General features: G+C 68.5%; 14 protein-coding genes. 6 read left to right on the top strand and 8 right to left on the bottom strand.

The window, feature by feature from the left end:
* Nucleotides 1-2 precede the first annotated feature (2 nt).
* Nucleotides 3-437 carry a chemotaxis protein CheW gene (locus HUA75_RS05145; RefSeq protein WP_141643880.1) on the bottom strand — a complete coding sequence of 145 codons (435 nt, stop codon included), beginning with the start codon at nt 435-437 and terminating at the stop codon, nt 3-5.
* 27 nt (nt 438-464) lie between these two features.
* The gene (locus HUA75_RS05140) at nt 465-1217 is read right to left on the bottom strand and encodes an OmpA family protein (protein ID WP_141643905.1); all 753 of its coding nucleotides are present in this window, start codon (nt 1215-1217) and stop codon (nt 465-467) included.
* A 219-nt stretch (nt 1218-1436) separates the two neighbouring features.
* On the opposite strand from HUA75_RS05140, the gene HUA75_RS05135 reads away from it, so the two are divergent.
* Nucleotides 1437-2939 carry a sigma-54 dependent transcriptional regulator gene (locus HUA75_RS05135; RefSeq protein WP_174485685.1) on the top strand — a complete coding sequence of 501 codons (1503 nt, stop codon included), beginning with the start codon at nt 1437-1439 and terminating at the stop codon, nt 2937-2939.
* Between the two features lie 66 nt (nt 2940-3005).
* On the opposite strand, the gene HUA75_RS05130 is transcribed toward HUA75_RS05135, so the two are convergent.
* The gene (locus HUA75_RS05130; RefSeq protein WP_141643878.1) at nt 3006-4106 is read right to left on the bottom strand and encodes a helix-turn-helix transcriptional regulator; all 1101 of its coding nucleotides are present in this window, start codon (nt 4104-4106) and stop codon (nt 3006-3008) included.
* A 759-nt stretch (nt 4107-4865) separates the two neighbouring features.
* Here HUA75_RS05130 and HUA75_RS05125 point away from each other — a divergent pair.
* Entirely contained in the window at nt 4866-5180 is a 315-nt protein-coding gene (locus tag HUA75_RS05125) for a DUF6289 family protein (protein ID WP_141643877.1), read from the top strand.
* Between the two features lie 120 nt (nt 5181-5300).
* Nucleotides 5301-5426, top strand: a complete 126-nt coding sequence (locus HUA75_RS47470) for a hypothetical protein (protein ID WP_256433093.1) — start codon at nt 5301-5303, stop codon at nt 5424-5426.
* A gap of 33 nt (nt 5427-5459) precedes the next feature.
* Here the strand turns inward: HUA75_RS47470 and HUA75_RS05120 are convergent, their stop codons facing one another.
* A complete protein-coding gene (locus HUA75_RS05120) occupies nt 5460-6881 on the bottom strand; it encodes a hypothetical protein (RefSeq protein ID WP_174485684.1) in 1422 nt (473 codons plus the stop codon).
* Nucleotides 6882-7176: 295 nt separating this feature from the next.
* Between HUA75_RS05120 and HUA75_RS05115 the strand changes: the two genes are divergently transcribed.
* Nucleotides 7177-7440 (top strand): hypothetical protein, encoded by a 264-nt coding sequence (locus HUA75_RS05115; RefSeq protein ID WP_141643875.1) that lies wholly within the window; start codon nt 7177-7179, stop codon nt 7438-7440.
* Nucleotides 7441-7491: 51 nt separating this feature from the next.
* Here HUA75_RS05115 and HUA75_RS05110 read toward each other — a convergent pair whose 3' ends face one another.
* Nucleotides 7492-7800 (bottom strand): AzlD domain-containing protein, encoded by a 309-nt coding sequence (locus tag HUA75_RS05110; protein ID WP_174453431.1) that lies wholly within the window; start codon nt 7798-7800, stop codon nt 7492-7494.
* Complete coding sequence (locus HUA75_RS05105) at nt 7797-8489, bottom strand: AzlC family ABC transporter permease (RefSeq protein WP_174485918.1); 693 nt, start codon at nt 8487-8489, stop codon at nt 7797-7799. Before HUA75_RS05105 ends, HUA75_RS05110 begins: the two co-directional genes overlap by 4 nt.
* 47 nt (nt 8490-8536) lie before the next feature.
* Here HUA75_RS05105 and HUA75_RS05100 point away from each other — a divergent pair, with 47 nt between their 5' ends.
* Both HUA75_RS05100 and HUA75_RS05095 read left to right on the top strand, forming a co-directional pair.
* Entirely contained in the window at nt 8537-9109 is a 573-nt protein-coding gene (locus HUA75_RS05100) for a helix-turn-helix domain-containing protein (RefSeq protein WP_141645724.1), read from the top strand.
* A 120-nt stretch (nt 9110-9229) separates the two neighbouring features.
* The gene (locus HUA75_RS05095) at nt 9230-10744 is read left to right on the top strand and encodes an Hsp70 family protein (RefSeq protein ID WP_141645723.1); all 1515 of its coding nucleotides are present in this window, start codon (nt 9230-9232) and stop codon (nt 10742-10744) included.
* A 48-nt stretch (nt 10745-10792) separates the two neighbouring features.
* Here the strand turns inward: HUA75_RS05095 and HUA75_RS05090 are convergent, their stop codons facing one another.
* On the bottom strand, nt 10793-11107 hold the full coding sequence (locus HUA75_RS05090) for a hypothetical protein (RefSeq protein ID WP_141645722.1): 315 nt from the start codon (nt 11105-11107) through the stop codon (nt 10793-10795).
* 237 nt (nt 11108-11344) lie between these two features.
* Nucleotides 11345-12760 (bottom strand): neprosin family prolyl endopeptidase, encoded by a 1416-nt coding sequence (locus tag HUA75_RS05085; protein WP_174485683.1) that lies wholly within the window; start codon nt 12758-12760, stop codon nt 11345-11347.
* Nucleotides 12761-12803: the final 43 nt, after the last annotated feature.

Raw genomic sequence — 12803 nt, 5'->3', positions numbered from 1 at the left:
GGTCAAGCCCCCTGGCTGAGATGGTCGAAGAGCCCTTCGGGGTCGATGACGGCCACATCCCGGGGACCACTCTTGGCGGGGCCCTTCAGGTGGACCTGGACGCCAGCGGAGCCCAGCGGCTCCAGCGCGCCCGTCACCGGGGAGACCCCCGCGACCGTGCTCGCCGTGAGGCCGAGGGTGCCGCGCGGCAGCCGCACCAGCACGGCCCGCCGCGAGGATTGGCTCACCCCCGCCACCAGCAGGCCCATGTCCACCACCGGGATGACCTCTCCTCGGTGGGCGAACACGCCCAGCAGATGGGCAGGGGAGCCCGGTACCCGCGTGAGCTCGGGGAAGGTAACGACCTCCGCCGCGCTCTCCGCGGGCACCGCGTACCAGCTGCTACCGCAGGCAAAAACGAGATAGGACTGCCGCGCTTCCGGCTCGTGGACGGCCATGTGGCGCACAGCCTACCCCAGCCTCAACTAGCGCTGGAACTCGACGCGGCGGTTCTCGGACCAGGCGTCCTCGGACGAGGTGTTGTTCGCCGGCCGGGTCTCACCGTAACCCACCGTCGTCACCGCGTTGGACTTCACGCCCAGGTCCGTCAGGTAGCGCTTGACGGCCTGCGCACGGCGGTTGGACAGCTGGAGGTTGAACTCCTCGGTGCCGCGCTCGTCGGCGTGGCCCGCGAGGGTCAGCTTGCCCTGCTGGCCCGTCTTCAGGCACGTGGCCAGGTCGGACAGGCGCTGCTGGGCCTCGGAGGTCAGCGAGGACTCGTTGAAGCCGAAGCGCACCGGGCTCCAGTCGCACTTGTCCGCGGAGGCCGTCACGCAACGGCCGGCGCTGCACTCCTGACCCTCACCGCAGTCGGAGTTGGACGCGCAGGTGTCCGTGGGGGCCTGGCAACGGCCCGCCTGGCACTTGCCGCCGGAGGGGCAGCTGGAGTCGTCCTTGCACTGGGCCTCGGCGCACTTGCCGGCCTCGCAGATGCGGCCATCACCGCACTGGTTGTCCACCGTGCACTCGGGGGGCTTGGGCGCGCACTTGTTGCCCTGGCACGTGAAGCCCTCCTTGCAGTTCGCGTCGGTGGCGCACTCCTGGCACTGGCCCTGGACACAGACCTCGCCCTTCTCGGAGCAGGTCGAGTCATCGTTGCAGTTGGGGTAGCTGGGGGGGCAGCCGGTCAGCACGGCCATGGCGAGGCCGAGGCCCGCCCAAAGAGAAATCCGACGCATCATTCCTCCCGAAAATCTTGAAGACGAAATAAGCACCCGCAGGGGGCGGGTATTCGGGTCGCGTGTAGTCGCAGTCGCCAGGGTGAGTCAAAGCATTTGTCCCTTTCGAGACACGCCTCGGCGCGCCGAAACCCTTGAATGTCCAAATAATTTCCATGAGATTGTGACCCTTGCCCGTGAGTGGCCGCGTGACGTGGCCCCAGGCCGGGAGCGCCCCACATGCCCGCATCCGTCCTCATCGTCGATGACGAGAAGAACATTCTGCTGACACTGAGCCAGTCGTTGCAGCTGGCGGGGTATCAGACACATCTGGCAGCCAGCGGTCAGGTGGCGCTCGACGTGGTGAGCGCGCGTCCGGTGGACGCGGTGTTGATGGACGTGAAGATGCCGGACATGGATGGGTTGACGGCGCTGGCCCGGCTCACGGAGCTCAAGCCGGAGTTGCCCGTCATCATGATGTCGGGACACGGCACCATCGACACTGCGGTGAAGGCGACGCAGTTGGGGGCGCGCGACTTCCTGGAGAAGCCCATCGCCCGGGAGCGGTTGCTCGTCGCGCTGCGCAACGTGCTCAAGCACCAGGCGGCGATGGAGGAACTGCGGGAGCTGCGCGAGCAGTTGGGCCGCTACGACATGGTGGGCAGCGGCCCGGCCATGCAGCGCATCTTCTCGCTCATCCAACGCACGGCGCCCTCGGAGGGGCGGGTGTTGATTACCGGTGAGAACGGCACGGGCAAGGAGCTCATCGCCCGCGCGCTGCACCAGCACTCCCGGCGCAAAGCCAATCCCTTCGTGAAGCTCAACTGCGCGGCGGTGCCCCACGAATTGATTGAAAGCGAACTATTCGGCCACGAAAAGGGCGCCTTCACCGGCGCGGTGAGCGTGCGGCGCGGAAAGTTCGAGCTGGCGCACGAAGGCACGCTGTTCCTCGATGAGATTGGGGACATGCCGCCGGCCATGCAGGCCAAGCTCCTGCGCGTGTTGCAGGAAGGCGAGCTGGAGCGGGTGGGCGGCGCGGAGACGCTCAAGGTGGACGTGCGGGTCATCGCGGCCACGAACAAGAATCTGGAGAAGGAGATCTCCGCCGGGCGCTTCCGCGAGGATTTGTATTACCGCATCAACGTCGTACAGATTCACTCGCCGCCCCTGCGCGAGCGGCGCGAGGACCTGCCGGACCTCATCGGGACCTTCCTGCGCGAGGCCTGCGCGAAGAACGGGCGCCGCCCGCTGACGCTGTCGCCGGATGCGCTGTCGGTGATGAGCGCCTACGACTACCCGGGCAACGTGCGCGAGCTGCGCAACCTGGTCGAACGCCTGGCCATCCTCTGCGAGGGCCCCATCGTCACCCGGACGGACGCGCTGGAGCTGTTGCCTCGGGGACGCGGGGGCGTGCCTCCTCCAGTGGTGGAGACGTCAACGGCGTGGACTCCGCCTCCGCCCACCCTGGACTCTGCCGTGGTGGCGGCGGCCAGCACTCCGGCTCCGGCCCTGGTGGCGCCCCCTCCCCCGCTGTCGGCCCCGGTGCATGCGGGCTTCCATCCGCGCGCGGACAAGACCTTCCGCGAGCAGGTGGAGGACGCCGAGCGGGAGATCATCCTGTACGTGCTCGCGCATACGCACGACAACGTGACGGAGGCGGCCCGGCTGCTGGACCTCGAGCGGGGCCACTTCTACAAGAAGATGAAGGCCCTGGGCCTGCGGCGCGGCCAATCCGAGACATAGCGGCTGCTCCGTGGCGGAGGCGGGCTCGAAATCCTCACACGGAAGCCACACGGGACACGGCGCGTTTCATGCTCCTCGCGCCGTGACACCCGCCGGAGCCTGGCCCGCAGAGGTGCCCACGAGCCGGGCGATGAACTCACGACGGCTGCGCACCCCCGCCTTGGTGAAGATGGACTTCAGGTGGTCCTGCACCGTCGCGGGGGTGATGAACAGACTCTGCGCGATGGTGCTGGTGTTGTTCCCTCGGGCAACGAGGATGGCGACGTCCTGCTCTCGGGCGGTGAGCCCCAGGCTCATCAACGCCATGGGCAGCACCTCCGCCGGCGTGGCGGGCGTCACCACGATGGCGACCTGACCATCGGGGCGTCCCTCCAGCAACGAGGCATGCAGCGTGAGCCACTGCCCCGTGCTCGTGCGCACCCGGGAGCGCGACGGCACGTCCCTGCGCCCCGCGGCGCCCAGTCCTCGCGCATGTTCGGCGACGGTGATGAGTCCGGACGGCACGCCCGTGGACGAGGGTGACGTCTCGGCGAGCTCCGCCAGCACGGCCTCGGCCCGAGGGTCCGCGGACATCAACTGCCCTCGCGGCCCCAGCACCGCGATGCCCGGGAGCGGCTGCCCCTCGCCCTGGGGCACGGTGCCCCGGTAGGACCGCCACAACATCTGACCGATGTGCGAGGAGAACCGGTCCATCATCCCGACCTCTGCCTCGGTGTAGGCGCCCCGGTCCTTCGCGCGCAGGAACGTCGCCGCGCCCCAGCACCCCGACGGCAGGTCGAAGTTGACGCGCATCTCGTCGCCAAAGCCAAACGGGGCGATCAGCTCCCGGTAGCGCGCGCTGTCGTCGAGCTTCCCCTTCGCCGCGTGACTCAGCGAGTCCACCCGCTTCCCCAGCGCCCGCAGGCCGGCGAACGTCAGCGGCTCCGGCGCCCACAGCTCCAGATAGGCCGCGCGCTCGAAGCCTCGCGGGTCCAGGTTCTCCATCACCGTGGACGTCACCATCCCCGACGCGGGGTCCGTCCCATGCCAACAACTCGCATCGATGCCCAGCGGCTCCTTCAGCAACAGGTTGAGCTGGGTGAACAGCTTGCCCAACGGCAGCTCCGCCGCCGCCAGGTCCCGCAGCACACCCAGCAACTCACGCTCCATCCGCGAACGGGTCACCATGCCGGGAGCCAATCACACCCATCGGCCACTTATTCCAGAGAATCCCACTTTTCTGGGATGGACCTGCCCGGCTCGTCCCGCCCACCCTGTCCGCGTTCGGCACTGTCCTGGCGCGTGGGGAGGGCCCCTTGGAGACACGAACCCGTGGTCGCCTGACTGTCCGCGTCATCGCTCTCGGGGTGCTGCTTGCCGAGGCCCGGACCGCGCGTGCGGGCGAAGGCCCGCTGACAGTCCTCCATCAGCAAAAACAGCAGTACTGCTTGATGCCCCCCACGCAGCGCCCCGGCGGGGTGGGCCCGGCGCCCTGCCATGCCCCCGCGCTCGACTGGGAGCTCGCGCCCGTGTCTGGCGCTCCCGCGCGCTGGGAGGTCATCCGGGAGGGCGGGTTGTGCCTGAGCGCACAAGGCGGACGTCTGACCGCCGTGAGCTGCAATGGCGGGCTGGAGCAGCAGTGGGTCCTCACGCCCTTCGAGGCCGAGGGGGCCGCGCCTCCGCCGGGCTTTCGAGGGGTCCAACTGAAGAACGCGGCGACAGGCGCGTGCGTGGAGGGTGCTCCGGAGCCTGTCGCTGACGGCGCGCGCATCACCCTCCGGGCGGACTGCCAGCCCAGTCCCTTTCAGCAGTGGAACATCCATCGCTCCGCCTTCGAGCGCCTGCTGGCGAGCGACCAACAGGGGCAACACCGGGAAACACACTGGAACCGTCATCAACGCCCTGAACGCGAACCTCGGGACTCAACCCCCGGGAGGAAGAAGCACGATGACGTTCGACAGGAAGCGCCGCGCCCTGCCCCTGGTTTTCGTGTCCGGACTCCTGCTGAGCGCGTGCACCAGCGCCCCCATCGAGGAGGGAGCCGGAGCCCTTGAAGTCAGACAGGAGCGGCCGACGGCGGGGAGTGCCCGCAGGGAGGAGCGCTATCAATACTTCGCGGACCAGGGCCACACCGTCCTGGTCGGCTGGCGCAGCCAGAACTGCCAGGGCCAACACGCCTCCTGGGGTGTCCGCTCACGACATGAGACGTACACCACCTCCGCCTGCCGCGATGGAGCACCGGAGACGCGGCCGAGAGAGTAGCGGCGTCCGCGAGAACTCGAGCACCCCAAGGCCAATGATGCCTTCGGACTCGTCTGGGGACGTCACGCCGGACGTCGCATCCTCTGGTACGCCGGTGGGGACTGGGGCTTCAGCAGCGACATGGTGCGCTTCCCCGACGACGGGCTCACCGTCGTGTGTCTGTCCAACCGGGGCAACGGCCACGCCGACAACTTCGCCATGAAGGTCGTCGACGTGCTGCTGCCCGCCCCCGCTGGAGGCCCGTGACGGACGTTCGTCACGGGGCCTCGAAGGAAAGGCTCAGAGCGGCTCGGCCGTCGCGCAGCTCGGAGAGGCGCTCTCCGCCACCCCGCGCGTCAGTGACTTCCTGCTCGCGTCGGTGAAGGGGGAGACGCCCAGCACCAGACACGTCCGGTAGAGCAGCGTCTTGCCCACGGGGAAGGCGTTGATGGACGTGCTGAAGTCGGGGTTGAAGTACACGGAGGAGAGCGCCGAGCCGTAGAACGGGCTGGAGCCCCATGCGAACTTCTTTCCCGTCACGCCCGTGTTCGCGTTGAGCCCGCTGTACTGCGCGGACTGGAAGGGCCACTCGCCCGCGGAGAAGTCCCCGCTCAACAGCGCCCGTCCCGTGGCCGCCTTCGTCGTTCCGTTGTTGGTGCTGTAGCCGCCATAGACGAGTCCCGGGTCCTGCCCCAGCTTCAGCTCGACGAGGCCCAATTCGTACAACACGCCCGTGCTCGAGTGCCGCGCGAGCAGGCTGTGATACTTGCGCGTGGTGCCGATGGGCTCGTTCCACGTCCAGCCCGCCTGCGTCGTCAGCGGGTTCGCCACGGGCGCCTGCGTCGTGAAGTGGTTGCGCGTGTCACCCCACTGCACGTTGCTGAGCGCGGCCTGGGTGTCCGAGTCCGCGAACTCCACGACACCGTAGGGCCCGCGCATGTCGAACGAGAGCTGCCCCGCCACCGCCTCGCCCAGGTCCATCCGGGTGTCGAGGCGCGGGAAGTCCATGCCCTTCTGAAAGACCCACCGGAGGGTGAGCGGCACCATGAACTTCTGATGGGCCGCCGACGCCGCGGGAGTGCTCGCCGTCACATCCGCCATGGCGACCCGGGTGCCCCACTTTGGATAGGCCGTGGTGAAGGTGTGGCTCGCGAACGTGGAGCCCGGGAGGATGGCCGAGTGCGTGCCCTGCACCGCGAAGCCATACCCCAGCGGTGAGTCATCCTCTCCATGCAGCCCCGCGATGGTGCCGGACGAGCCGTTGTCGAACTGCCGGTACAGCTCGTGCCCGACGAAGTAGCCGAAGCCACTCTCACCGCCGGCCGTGCCATCCACCGTCACGGTGCGCCAGTCTCCGCCGGCCCGCACCTGATAGGTCACCTGGACGGCATAGCCACCATTGCCCGCGGACGTCTGCCGCTTCAGCGACACCGTGCGCGGACGGCCCTGCGAGTCCGTCCATGTGTAGCGGTCCACCGCGATTCCTCCCACCGTGGTGGACTCGCGAGAGACGCCGTCACCTTGCTCGAAGCCGGGGTCCGTGGGGCCGCCGTCAGGGCCCGCGTCGCTGACGCCCGCATCCGAGCCACCCGCGTCCGCCGTGCCGGCGTCACTCACGCCCGCATCATCCGGACCCGGGTTGTCGTCATCCGAGTCACAGGCCGCCAGGCAGAGGGCTGTCGTCAGCAACGTCAATTCGAGCCATCGTCCGTTGGTTCGCATGTGTCGCAGCTATCACGACCCACGGTGTCTGGCTCCACGACGGTGGCCCGATTCGTCAATCACGAACCGTTCCCACTCGAAGCACGCGCACAAACTCGTGAGGACTTCGCCTTCGGAGCGTACTCAGGGCGGGGAGTTATCGGGACGCTGTCGTCTAGACAGGCTGAAGCTTTCGTCCACGGTTGTCTGAAAGCCTGGGCGCGCGCTGCGTCATCGGAGGCGTGGTTTCAGCGATGAGTTCAATGACCTAGTCTCGAAGTGCAACACGCACCTGAGACCCGTTCCTGGAGGACGCATGCGAAGCATTCTCGGAGGACTGCTGGCGGCGGCGCTGTTGGTGGGCTGCGGTGGTGGCAACGAAGGCGGAGACGAAGTCCCCTCGCCCGAGGGTGAGGTGTCCGCGCAGGCCATCTGCGAGAGCCAGTACGTCATCAAGTACTACGACAAGACCTATACGACGGTGCTCGGCACGATGCAGTGCGCCTGTGGCGCGGATCCAGTCTTCACGGGCACCCTGACGCCCTATCCCAAGCGGTACAACCAGGGCACCTGTCCCTGAGTGGCTCACGGCCCGCTCCCTGTCCGGGAGCGGGCCGTCTTCCCCTCGGAGTTACCGCACTCCGAGCAGGCGCAGCCCCGCCGCGGTGACGGCCGCCGCGACCACCACCGCGATGAAGGGCAGCCTCCGCCAGGCCAGGAGCGCGCCGACGAACACCCCCGCCGGCCGCGACCACCCCACGAAGCCTCCCTGCGCCACCAACGTCGACGTGGCCACGAGCGCCGCCAGCATCGCGATGGTCGCCATGGACATCAACTCCTGCACCCTCGCGGACAACTGGAGCCGCTCGCTCAACAGCGGCCCGGCGATGCGAAAACCAAACGTCCCCAGGGCCAGCACCAGAATGGGCAACAGGGTCATCGCAGGGCCACTCCCACGGCGAGAATCGACAACAACACCGGCACACCCGCGGGCAACAGCGGCGTCGCAACCAGCGCGATGAGCGCCCCCACCAGCGCCACCCGACGCGCCTTCGTGGCCCTGCTCTTCGCCGCATCGGACGCGTCCGCCTCCTTGGGAGGAAGCAGCGACGGGAGCAGCAGCGCGAGCATGCTCGCGGGGAACGCCGCGTCGAGCCCCAGCAGCTCGGGATTGCCCACCGCGCGTCCCGCCCACCCGCCCACCACGACGCCCAGGTTCCACGCCACGAACAGCATGCCGCCGCACAACCAGTAGGCCGCGCGTTTGCGCGCGGGCTCACGCTGCGCCAGGGCGAACGCCACCGACTCATCCACCATCAGGTGCGCGCCCAACAGCCGCGTGGGCCACCGCTTCCCCAACACGTCCGCCACCGCCATTCCAAACGGCAGGTGCCTCGCGTTGAGCAACAGCCCCGCGAACACCGCCGCCACCGGCGTGGCTCCCGCCGCCACCATGCCCACCGCGACGAACTGCGCGCCTCCCGCGAACACCACCACCGACATGAAGAGGGCCATCCACACCGACAGCCCCGCCGCCACCGCGAGCGCGCCAAACGACACGCCCACCACTCCGGACGCCAGCGCCACGGCGCCCACATCCCGGACGAGGGCGCGATCCACATTTCCCATGCGCATCAATGTGGACAGAAGCCTGTCGTTCGTCAATAAGAACGACCATGCCGGTAAAACGAACGCCCAAGCCACCCCGTCCCCTGGACGCCATCGCCATCGCGCTGCGCCGGGAGCGTGAGCGCGCGGACGTGTCGCTGTCGGAGCTGGCCCGGCGCGCCAACCTCTCCAAGTCCACGCTGTCCCAACTGGAGGCCGGCACCGGCAACCCCAGCATCGAGACGCTCTGGGCGCTGGCCGTGGCCCTGGGTGTGCCGTTCAGCCGCCTCGTCGACCCGCCCACCCGCGAGGTGCGCATCATCCGAGCAGGCGAGGGCGCGGCCATCCGCTCCGAGCAGGCCCACTTCACCGGCATCATGCTGTCCGCCTGCCCCCCGGGCGCGCGCAGGGACCTCTACGTCATCAACCTGGAGCCCGGCGCCGCCCGCCATGCCCAGCCCCACATTCCGGGCAGCGTCGAACACCTGGTCGTCAGCAAGGGCCGCCTGCGCGCGGGCCCCAGCGACGCACCCGTCGAGCTGAACCCCGGCGACTACGCGACCTTCTCCGGCGACGTGCCCCACATCTACGAGGCGCTCGCACCCCACACCGTCGCTGTCATGGTGATGGAGCACGTGTAGGGACACCCACCCCGGGTGTGGTGGAACGGACAGCTCGTGGGCGCAATAATCCGCGAGCCCGGAGAGCATGGAATCTCCGGAGCTGAACCGTTGCTCAGGACGTGGGAGAGTCGGGGGCGAATGAGCACGGCCCCCATCCTCGGAATCGACTTCGGGACCACCAACACGTCGGCGGCGTTCTTCGACAAGACGGGCAAGCTGCGGCTGGTGCCCGTGACGGACAAGAGCTTCACGCTGCCTTCAGTGGTGTGGTTCCACGCGGCGGACAAGGCCATCGTCGGCTACGCGGCGCGGCGGCAAATCATCGACGACCCTCGGCACACCGTCTTCGGCGCCAAGCGCTTCCTCGGACGCCGCTACCAGTCCGAGTACGTGACGCAGCACAAGGACAAGTACGCCTTCGAACTCGTCGAGGCACCCGACGGCTACACCGCGGTGAAGATGTACGGGAAGGTGACGTCGCTGACGGACGTCACCCAGCTGGTCATCCGGCAGATTCTCACGCTGGCGACCCACGCGGCCGGAGAGCCCTTCCGCGAGTGCGTGCTGACCGTGCCCGCGCACGCCAGCATCCGTCAGCGCGAGGCGGTGCGACAGGCCGCCGAGCAGTGCGGGCTCCAGGTGCGCGCCATCATCAACGAGCCGACCGCGGCGGCGCTCTACTACGCCAACCTGCGCAACCCCGAGCAGACGGTGATGGTGTTCGACCTGGGCGGTGGCACGTTCGACGCCACGCTGCTCGCGGTGCAGAACCGCATCGTGAAGGTGCTGGCCACCGGCGGCGACGCGTTCCTGGGTGGCGCCAACTTCGACGAGCGCATCGTCGAGATGCTGGTGGCGGACTTCCAGCGTCAGCACGGCATCGACCTGCGCGGCAACCAGGTGGTGATGCAGCGGTTGGTGTTCGCCGCCGAGTCCGCGAAGATGACGCTCAGCTCGCGTGACTCCACCGTGCTGCGCGTGCCCTGCATCGCCCAGAAGGACGGCGGCTTCGTCGACTTCGACTACACGCTCACGCGCAAGCAACTGGAGTCGATGGTGTTCCAGCTCATCGAGCGCGCCGCGTCCGCGTGCGACGACGTGCTGGAGCGCGCGAAGCTGAAGGCCGAGCACGTCGACGAGTTGGTGCTGGTGGGCGGCCAGACGCGCATGCCCGTCATCCGCGAGCGCTTCTCCCACTTCAAGCGCCTGTCGTCCGACAAGGAGGTCAACCCGGAGCTGGGTGTCGCCGTCGGCGCGGCCATCCTCGGACGCAACCTGGCGCGAGGCATCAACGGGCTGGCGGACGTGGTGCCCATGCCCATTGGCATCATGGTGCCCGGCGGCGCGCAGCACGAGGTCATCCCCGCCAACACGCCGGTTCCCGCGACGAAGTCCGTGACGCTGGAGCTGCCGCTCATCCCCGGCCCCATCTCCGTCGCCCTCTTCGAGTCGCTCGACACCACCACCGTGGAGCGCGAGCTGTTGGGCACCGTGCGCATCGAGCTGGACTGGCGCACCACGCACAAGGGGCCCACCACCCTGGAGCTGCGCATGGGCCAGGACTTCATCCTCAACGCGGCCCTCGTCTCACCCCAGGGCGCGCGCCACCCCCTGGCCATCACCGACCTGCGCGCCCCCAAGCGTGCGTCATAGCGCCAGGGTCTACTGGAGGCGGCGTCACCCGCCCCTTCCGGCGCGGGCTCACTGGTACTGGCTGGGCAGGACCTCCGCCGCGATGGATTCGCCCTGCCCCGGGTCCATCACGATGATCTCCGCGGCCGTGTGCACGCCTCCGGCGATATAGAAGCCCACCCGGACCTGGGCCGCGTCGGTCAACTGCCCCCGGTAGCGCGAATCCGTCCAGCCGTAGGTGGTGCGGTCGTCGATGCGCAGCGTGAGGTCCTCGCCCGCGCCGATGTCGTGCACCGTGAGGTGGTCCGGCCCCGCGTCGACGATGTTCCCACTCACCGCCTCGTCCACCTTGTCCAAGTCCAGGGTTGGGTTCTCGGTCTGCATGGCGCTCCCGTTCCGGAGGCTCCCCGCTCGGCTCCACCCTGACCACCGGGCAAGCCCGAGCCCCTTTGCCCGGCCGACACGGTGAGAGGAGGCCCCCATCCAGCCTTCAACCTGACCTCGACGCGTGTCCTGGGCCAGCCATGGCCCGCGCCCCTGCCCCGACACCCTCCAACAGAGCACCCCGATGGGGAACGGGCCCGCCTTGCGCCCGCTCCCCGCCCCCGTCACGCGGGGCGACTACATGCAGTTGGCGTTGTAGCCCGGGCCACCGAAGTAGAAGTACCGGCCCCAGCCACCGGGGTTGTTGTACTGGATGATGTCGTAGCAGTTGCTGTCATTGCGCCAGGCCCCCAGCGAGGTCGGCTCCCGATAGACGTTGGTGGTGTCCACGTAGAGCAGGTTGCGCGTGTAGGCGGCATTGGCCCAGCCCACGCCGGGATAGGCGCCACCGCCCATGTCCGTGGACGTGTGGAGGTTGCCATTGCGGTTGTCGATGATTTCACCGCCGTAGTCGATGACGTCGGCCCGGTCCATCAACCCCGCGGCGTCGAAGCGCGTGCGCGGGTAGTAGCCCACCCAGATGTCCTGGAACTTCAGCCACCATGCGCCCGTGGTGCCATCCTTGAACCACATCAACTTGAACTCGTACTGCGCGCCGTTGGTGACGCTGTAGTTGTTGAAGCCTCCGCCGATGCTGACGGTGTTGTTGACCTGGACGAACGCGCCGCAGCTCAAGTTGTAGCAGCCGCCGCTGCCGTAGTTGTCGGGTGTGAAGTAGATGAAGAGGCGCGCCCGGTCATCGCCGTAGAGGTCGCGGTACTTCTGCCAGCCCGCCTCCACCGTCTCCAGGTTCGAGCCCGAGCCACGGACGACCCACATCTGCGACAGGCTGAACTCGCTGGACAGCTCCGTGTACGGGCTCCAGATGTTGAAGATGGCCTCCGCGCCCCAGTTGCTCACCCCTTGCGCGGTGTGCGCGTACTGGTGCAGGTCCGTGGGGCCCGAGCGCGCGGACGGCGTGGCGCTCGCCAGCGAGCGGAGCTTGTCGGTCTCCACCGAGACGTTGCCCCGCAGGTGGCCGGGCACCTTCTGACGGAAGTCCTCCAGCGACTCGAAGCGCTTGAGCGTGTCGAGCGTCAGTCGGACAATGGGCACGGAGCCCAGGGGGCAGCGGCGCAGCGCGCCGGTGGCGTCCAGGTCGTCTGGAGCCGTCTCGAGGCCCTCCAGCGCCGCGGGCTGAGCCCGCCACTTCTCAGAGGGCGCGGTGGGGGACGGAGCGAGGCGCTCGGGCGGGAGCACGGGCTCGGTTCCCGGAGCGAGCTGGATGCGGTGATTCTCCATGCCAGGCTGCCGCAGCGCGGGCTGTGCGTACAACGGCACGCAGTCGATGCCATCTCCTCCCTTGCTGGTGAAGCGGTGCACCACGGACTTCGCGTCGTAGAGCGAATCGACGTAGTCCCGCATCTTCGCGAGCTCCGCCGAATCGCGCACGCGCTCCACCTGCATCGCGGACGCGGAAGACGACTGCTCGGGCCCCGCGACTTCGGGCTCGGCGACTCCGCCACAGCCCACCGCGCTCAGACACAGCCATGACATGAGCCCCAGTCGCATCCCCTTGCGCTGGACACACGACGACCTTCGCTGCTCGCTCATAGGGCGCCCCTTTTCCTTCTGGAATGTCCGCCGCGATTCGCGA

It is taken from the genome of Myxococcus sp. CA040A, from assembly GCF_013336725.1.
Lineage (GTDB): Bacteria > Myxococcota > Myxococcia > Myxococcales > Myxococcaceae > Myxococcus > Myxococcus llanfairpwllgwyngyllgogerychwyrndrobwllllantysiliogogogochensis.
The sequence above is the reverse complement of the archived record's forward strand: the minus strand, read 5'-3'. Positions and strand labels throughout refer to the sequence as shown.

Excerpts from the sequence above, each read along its gene's own strand:
- HUA75_RS05095 (WP_141645723.1), top strand. The coding sequence starts at position 9,230 with ATGAGCACGGCCCCCATCCTCGGAATCGACTTCGGGACCACCAACACG.
- HUA75_RS05115 (WP_141643875.1), top strand. The coding sequence starts at position 7,177 with ATGCGAAGCATTCTCGGAGGACTGCTGGCGGCGGCGCTGTTGGTGGGC.
- HUA75_RS05125 (WP_141643877.1), top strand. The coding sequence starts at position 4,866 with ATGACGTTCGACAGGAAGCGCCGCGCCCTGCCCCTGGTTTTCGTGTCC.
- HUA75_RS05105 (WP_174485918.1), bottom strand. The coding sequence starts at position 8,489 with ATGGGAAATGTGGATCGCGCCCTCGTCCGGGATGTGGGCGCCGTGGCG.
- HUA75_RS05130 (WP_141643878.1), bottom strand. The coding sequence starts at position 4,106 with ATGGTGACCCGTTCGCGGATGGAGCGTGAGTTGCTGGGTGTGCTGCGG.
- HUA75_RS05145 (WP_141643880.1), bottom strand. The coding sequence starts at position 437 with ATGGCCGTCCACGAGCCGGAAGCGCGGCAGTCCTATCTCGTTTTTGCC.
- HUA75_RS05140 (WP_141643905.1), bottom strand. The coding sequence starts at position 1,217 with ATGCGTCGGATTTCTCTTTGGGCGGGCCTCGGCCTCGCCATGGCCGTG.
- HUA75_RS05110 (WP_174453431.1), bottom strand. The coding sequence starts at position 7,800 with ATGACCCTGTTGCCCATTCTGGTGCTGGCCCTGGGGACGTTTGGTTTT.
- HUA75_RS05090 (WP_141645722.1), bottom strand. The coding sequence starts at position 11,107 with ATGCAGACCGAGAACCCAACCCTGGACTTGGACAAGGTGGACGAGGCG.
- HUA75_RS05085 (WP_174485683.1), bottom strand. The coding sequence starts at position 12,760 with ATGAGCGAGCAGCGAAGGTCGTCGTGTGTCCAGCGCAAGGGGATGCGA.
- HUA75_RS47470 (WP_256433093.1), top strand. The coding sequence starts at position 5,301 with ATGGTGCGCTTCCCCGACGACGGGCTCACCGTCGTGTGTCTGTCCAAC.
- HUA75_RS05135 (WP_174485685.1), top strand. The coding sequence starts at position 1,437 with ATGCCCGCATCCGTCCTCATCGTCGATGACGAGAAGAACATTCTGCTG.
- HUA75_RS05120 (WP_174485684.1), bottom strand. The coding sequence starts at position 6,881 with ATGCGAACCAACGGACGATGGCTCGAATTGACGTTGCTGACGACAGCC.
- HUA75_RS05100 (WP_141645724.1), top strand. The coding sequence starts at position 8,537 with ATGCCGGTAAAACGAACGCCCAAGCCACCCCGTCCCCTGGACGCCATC.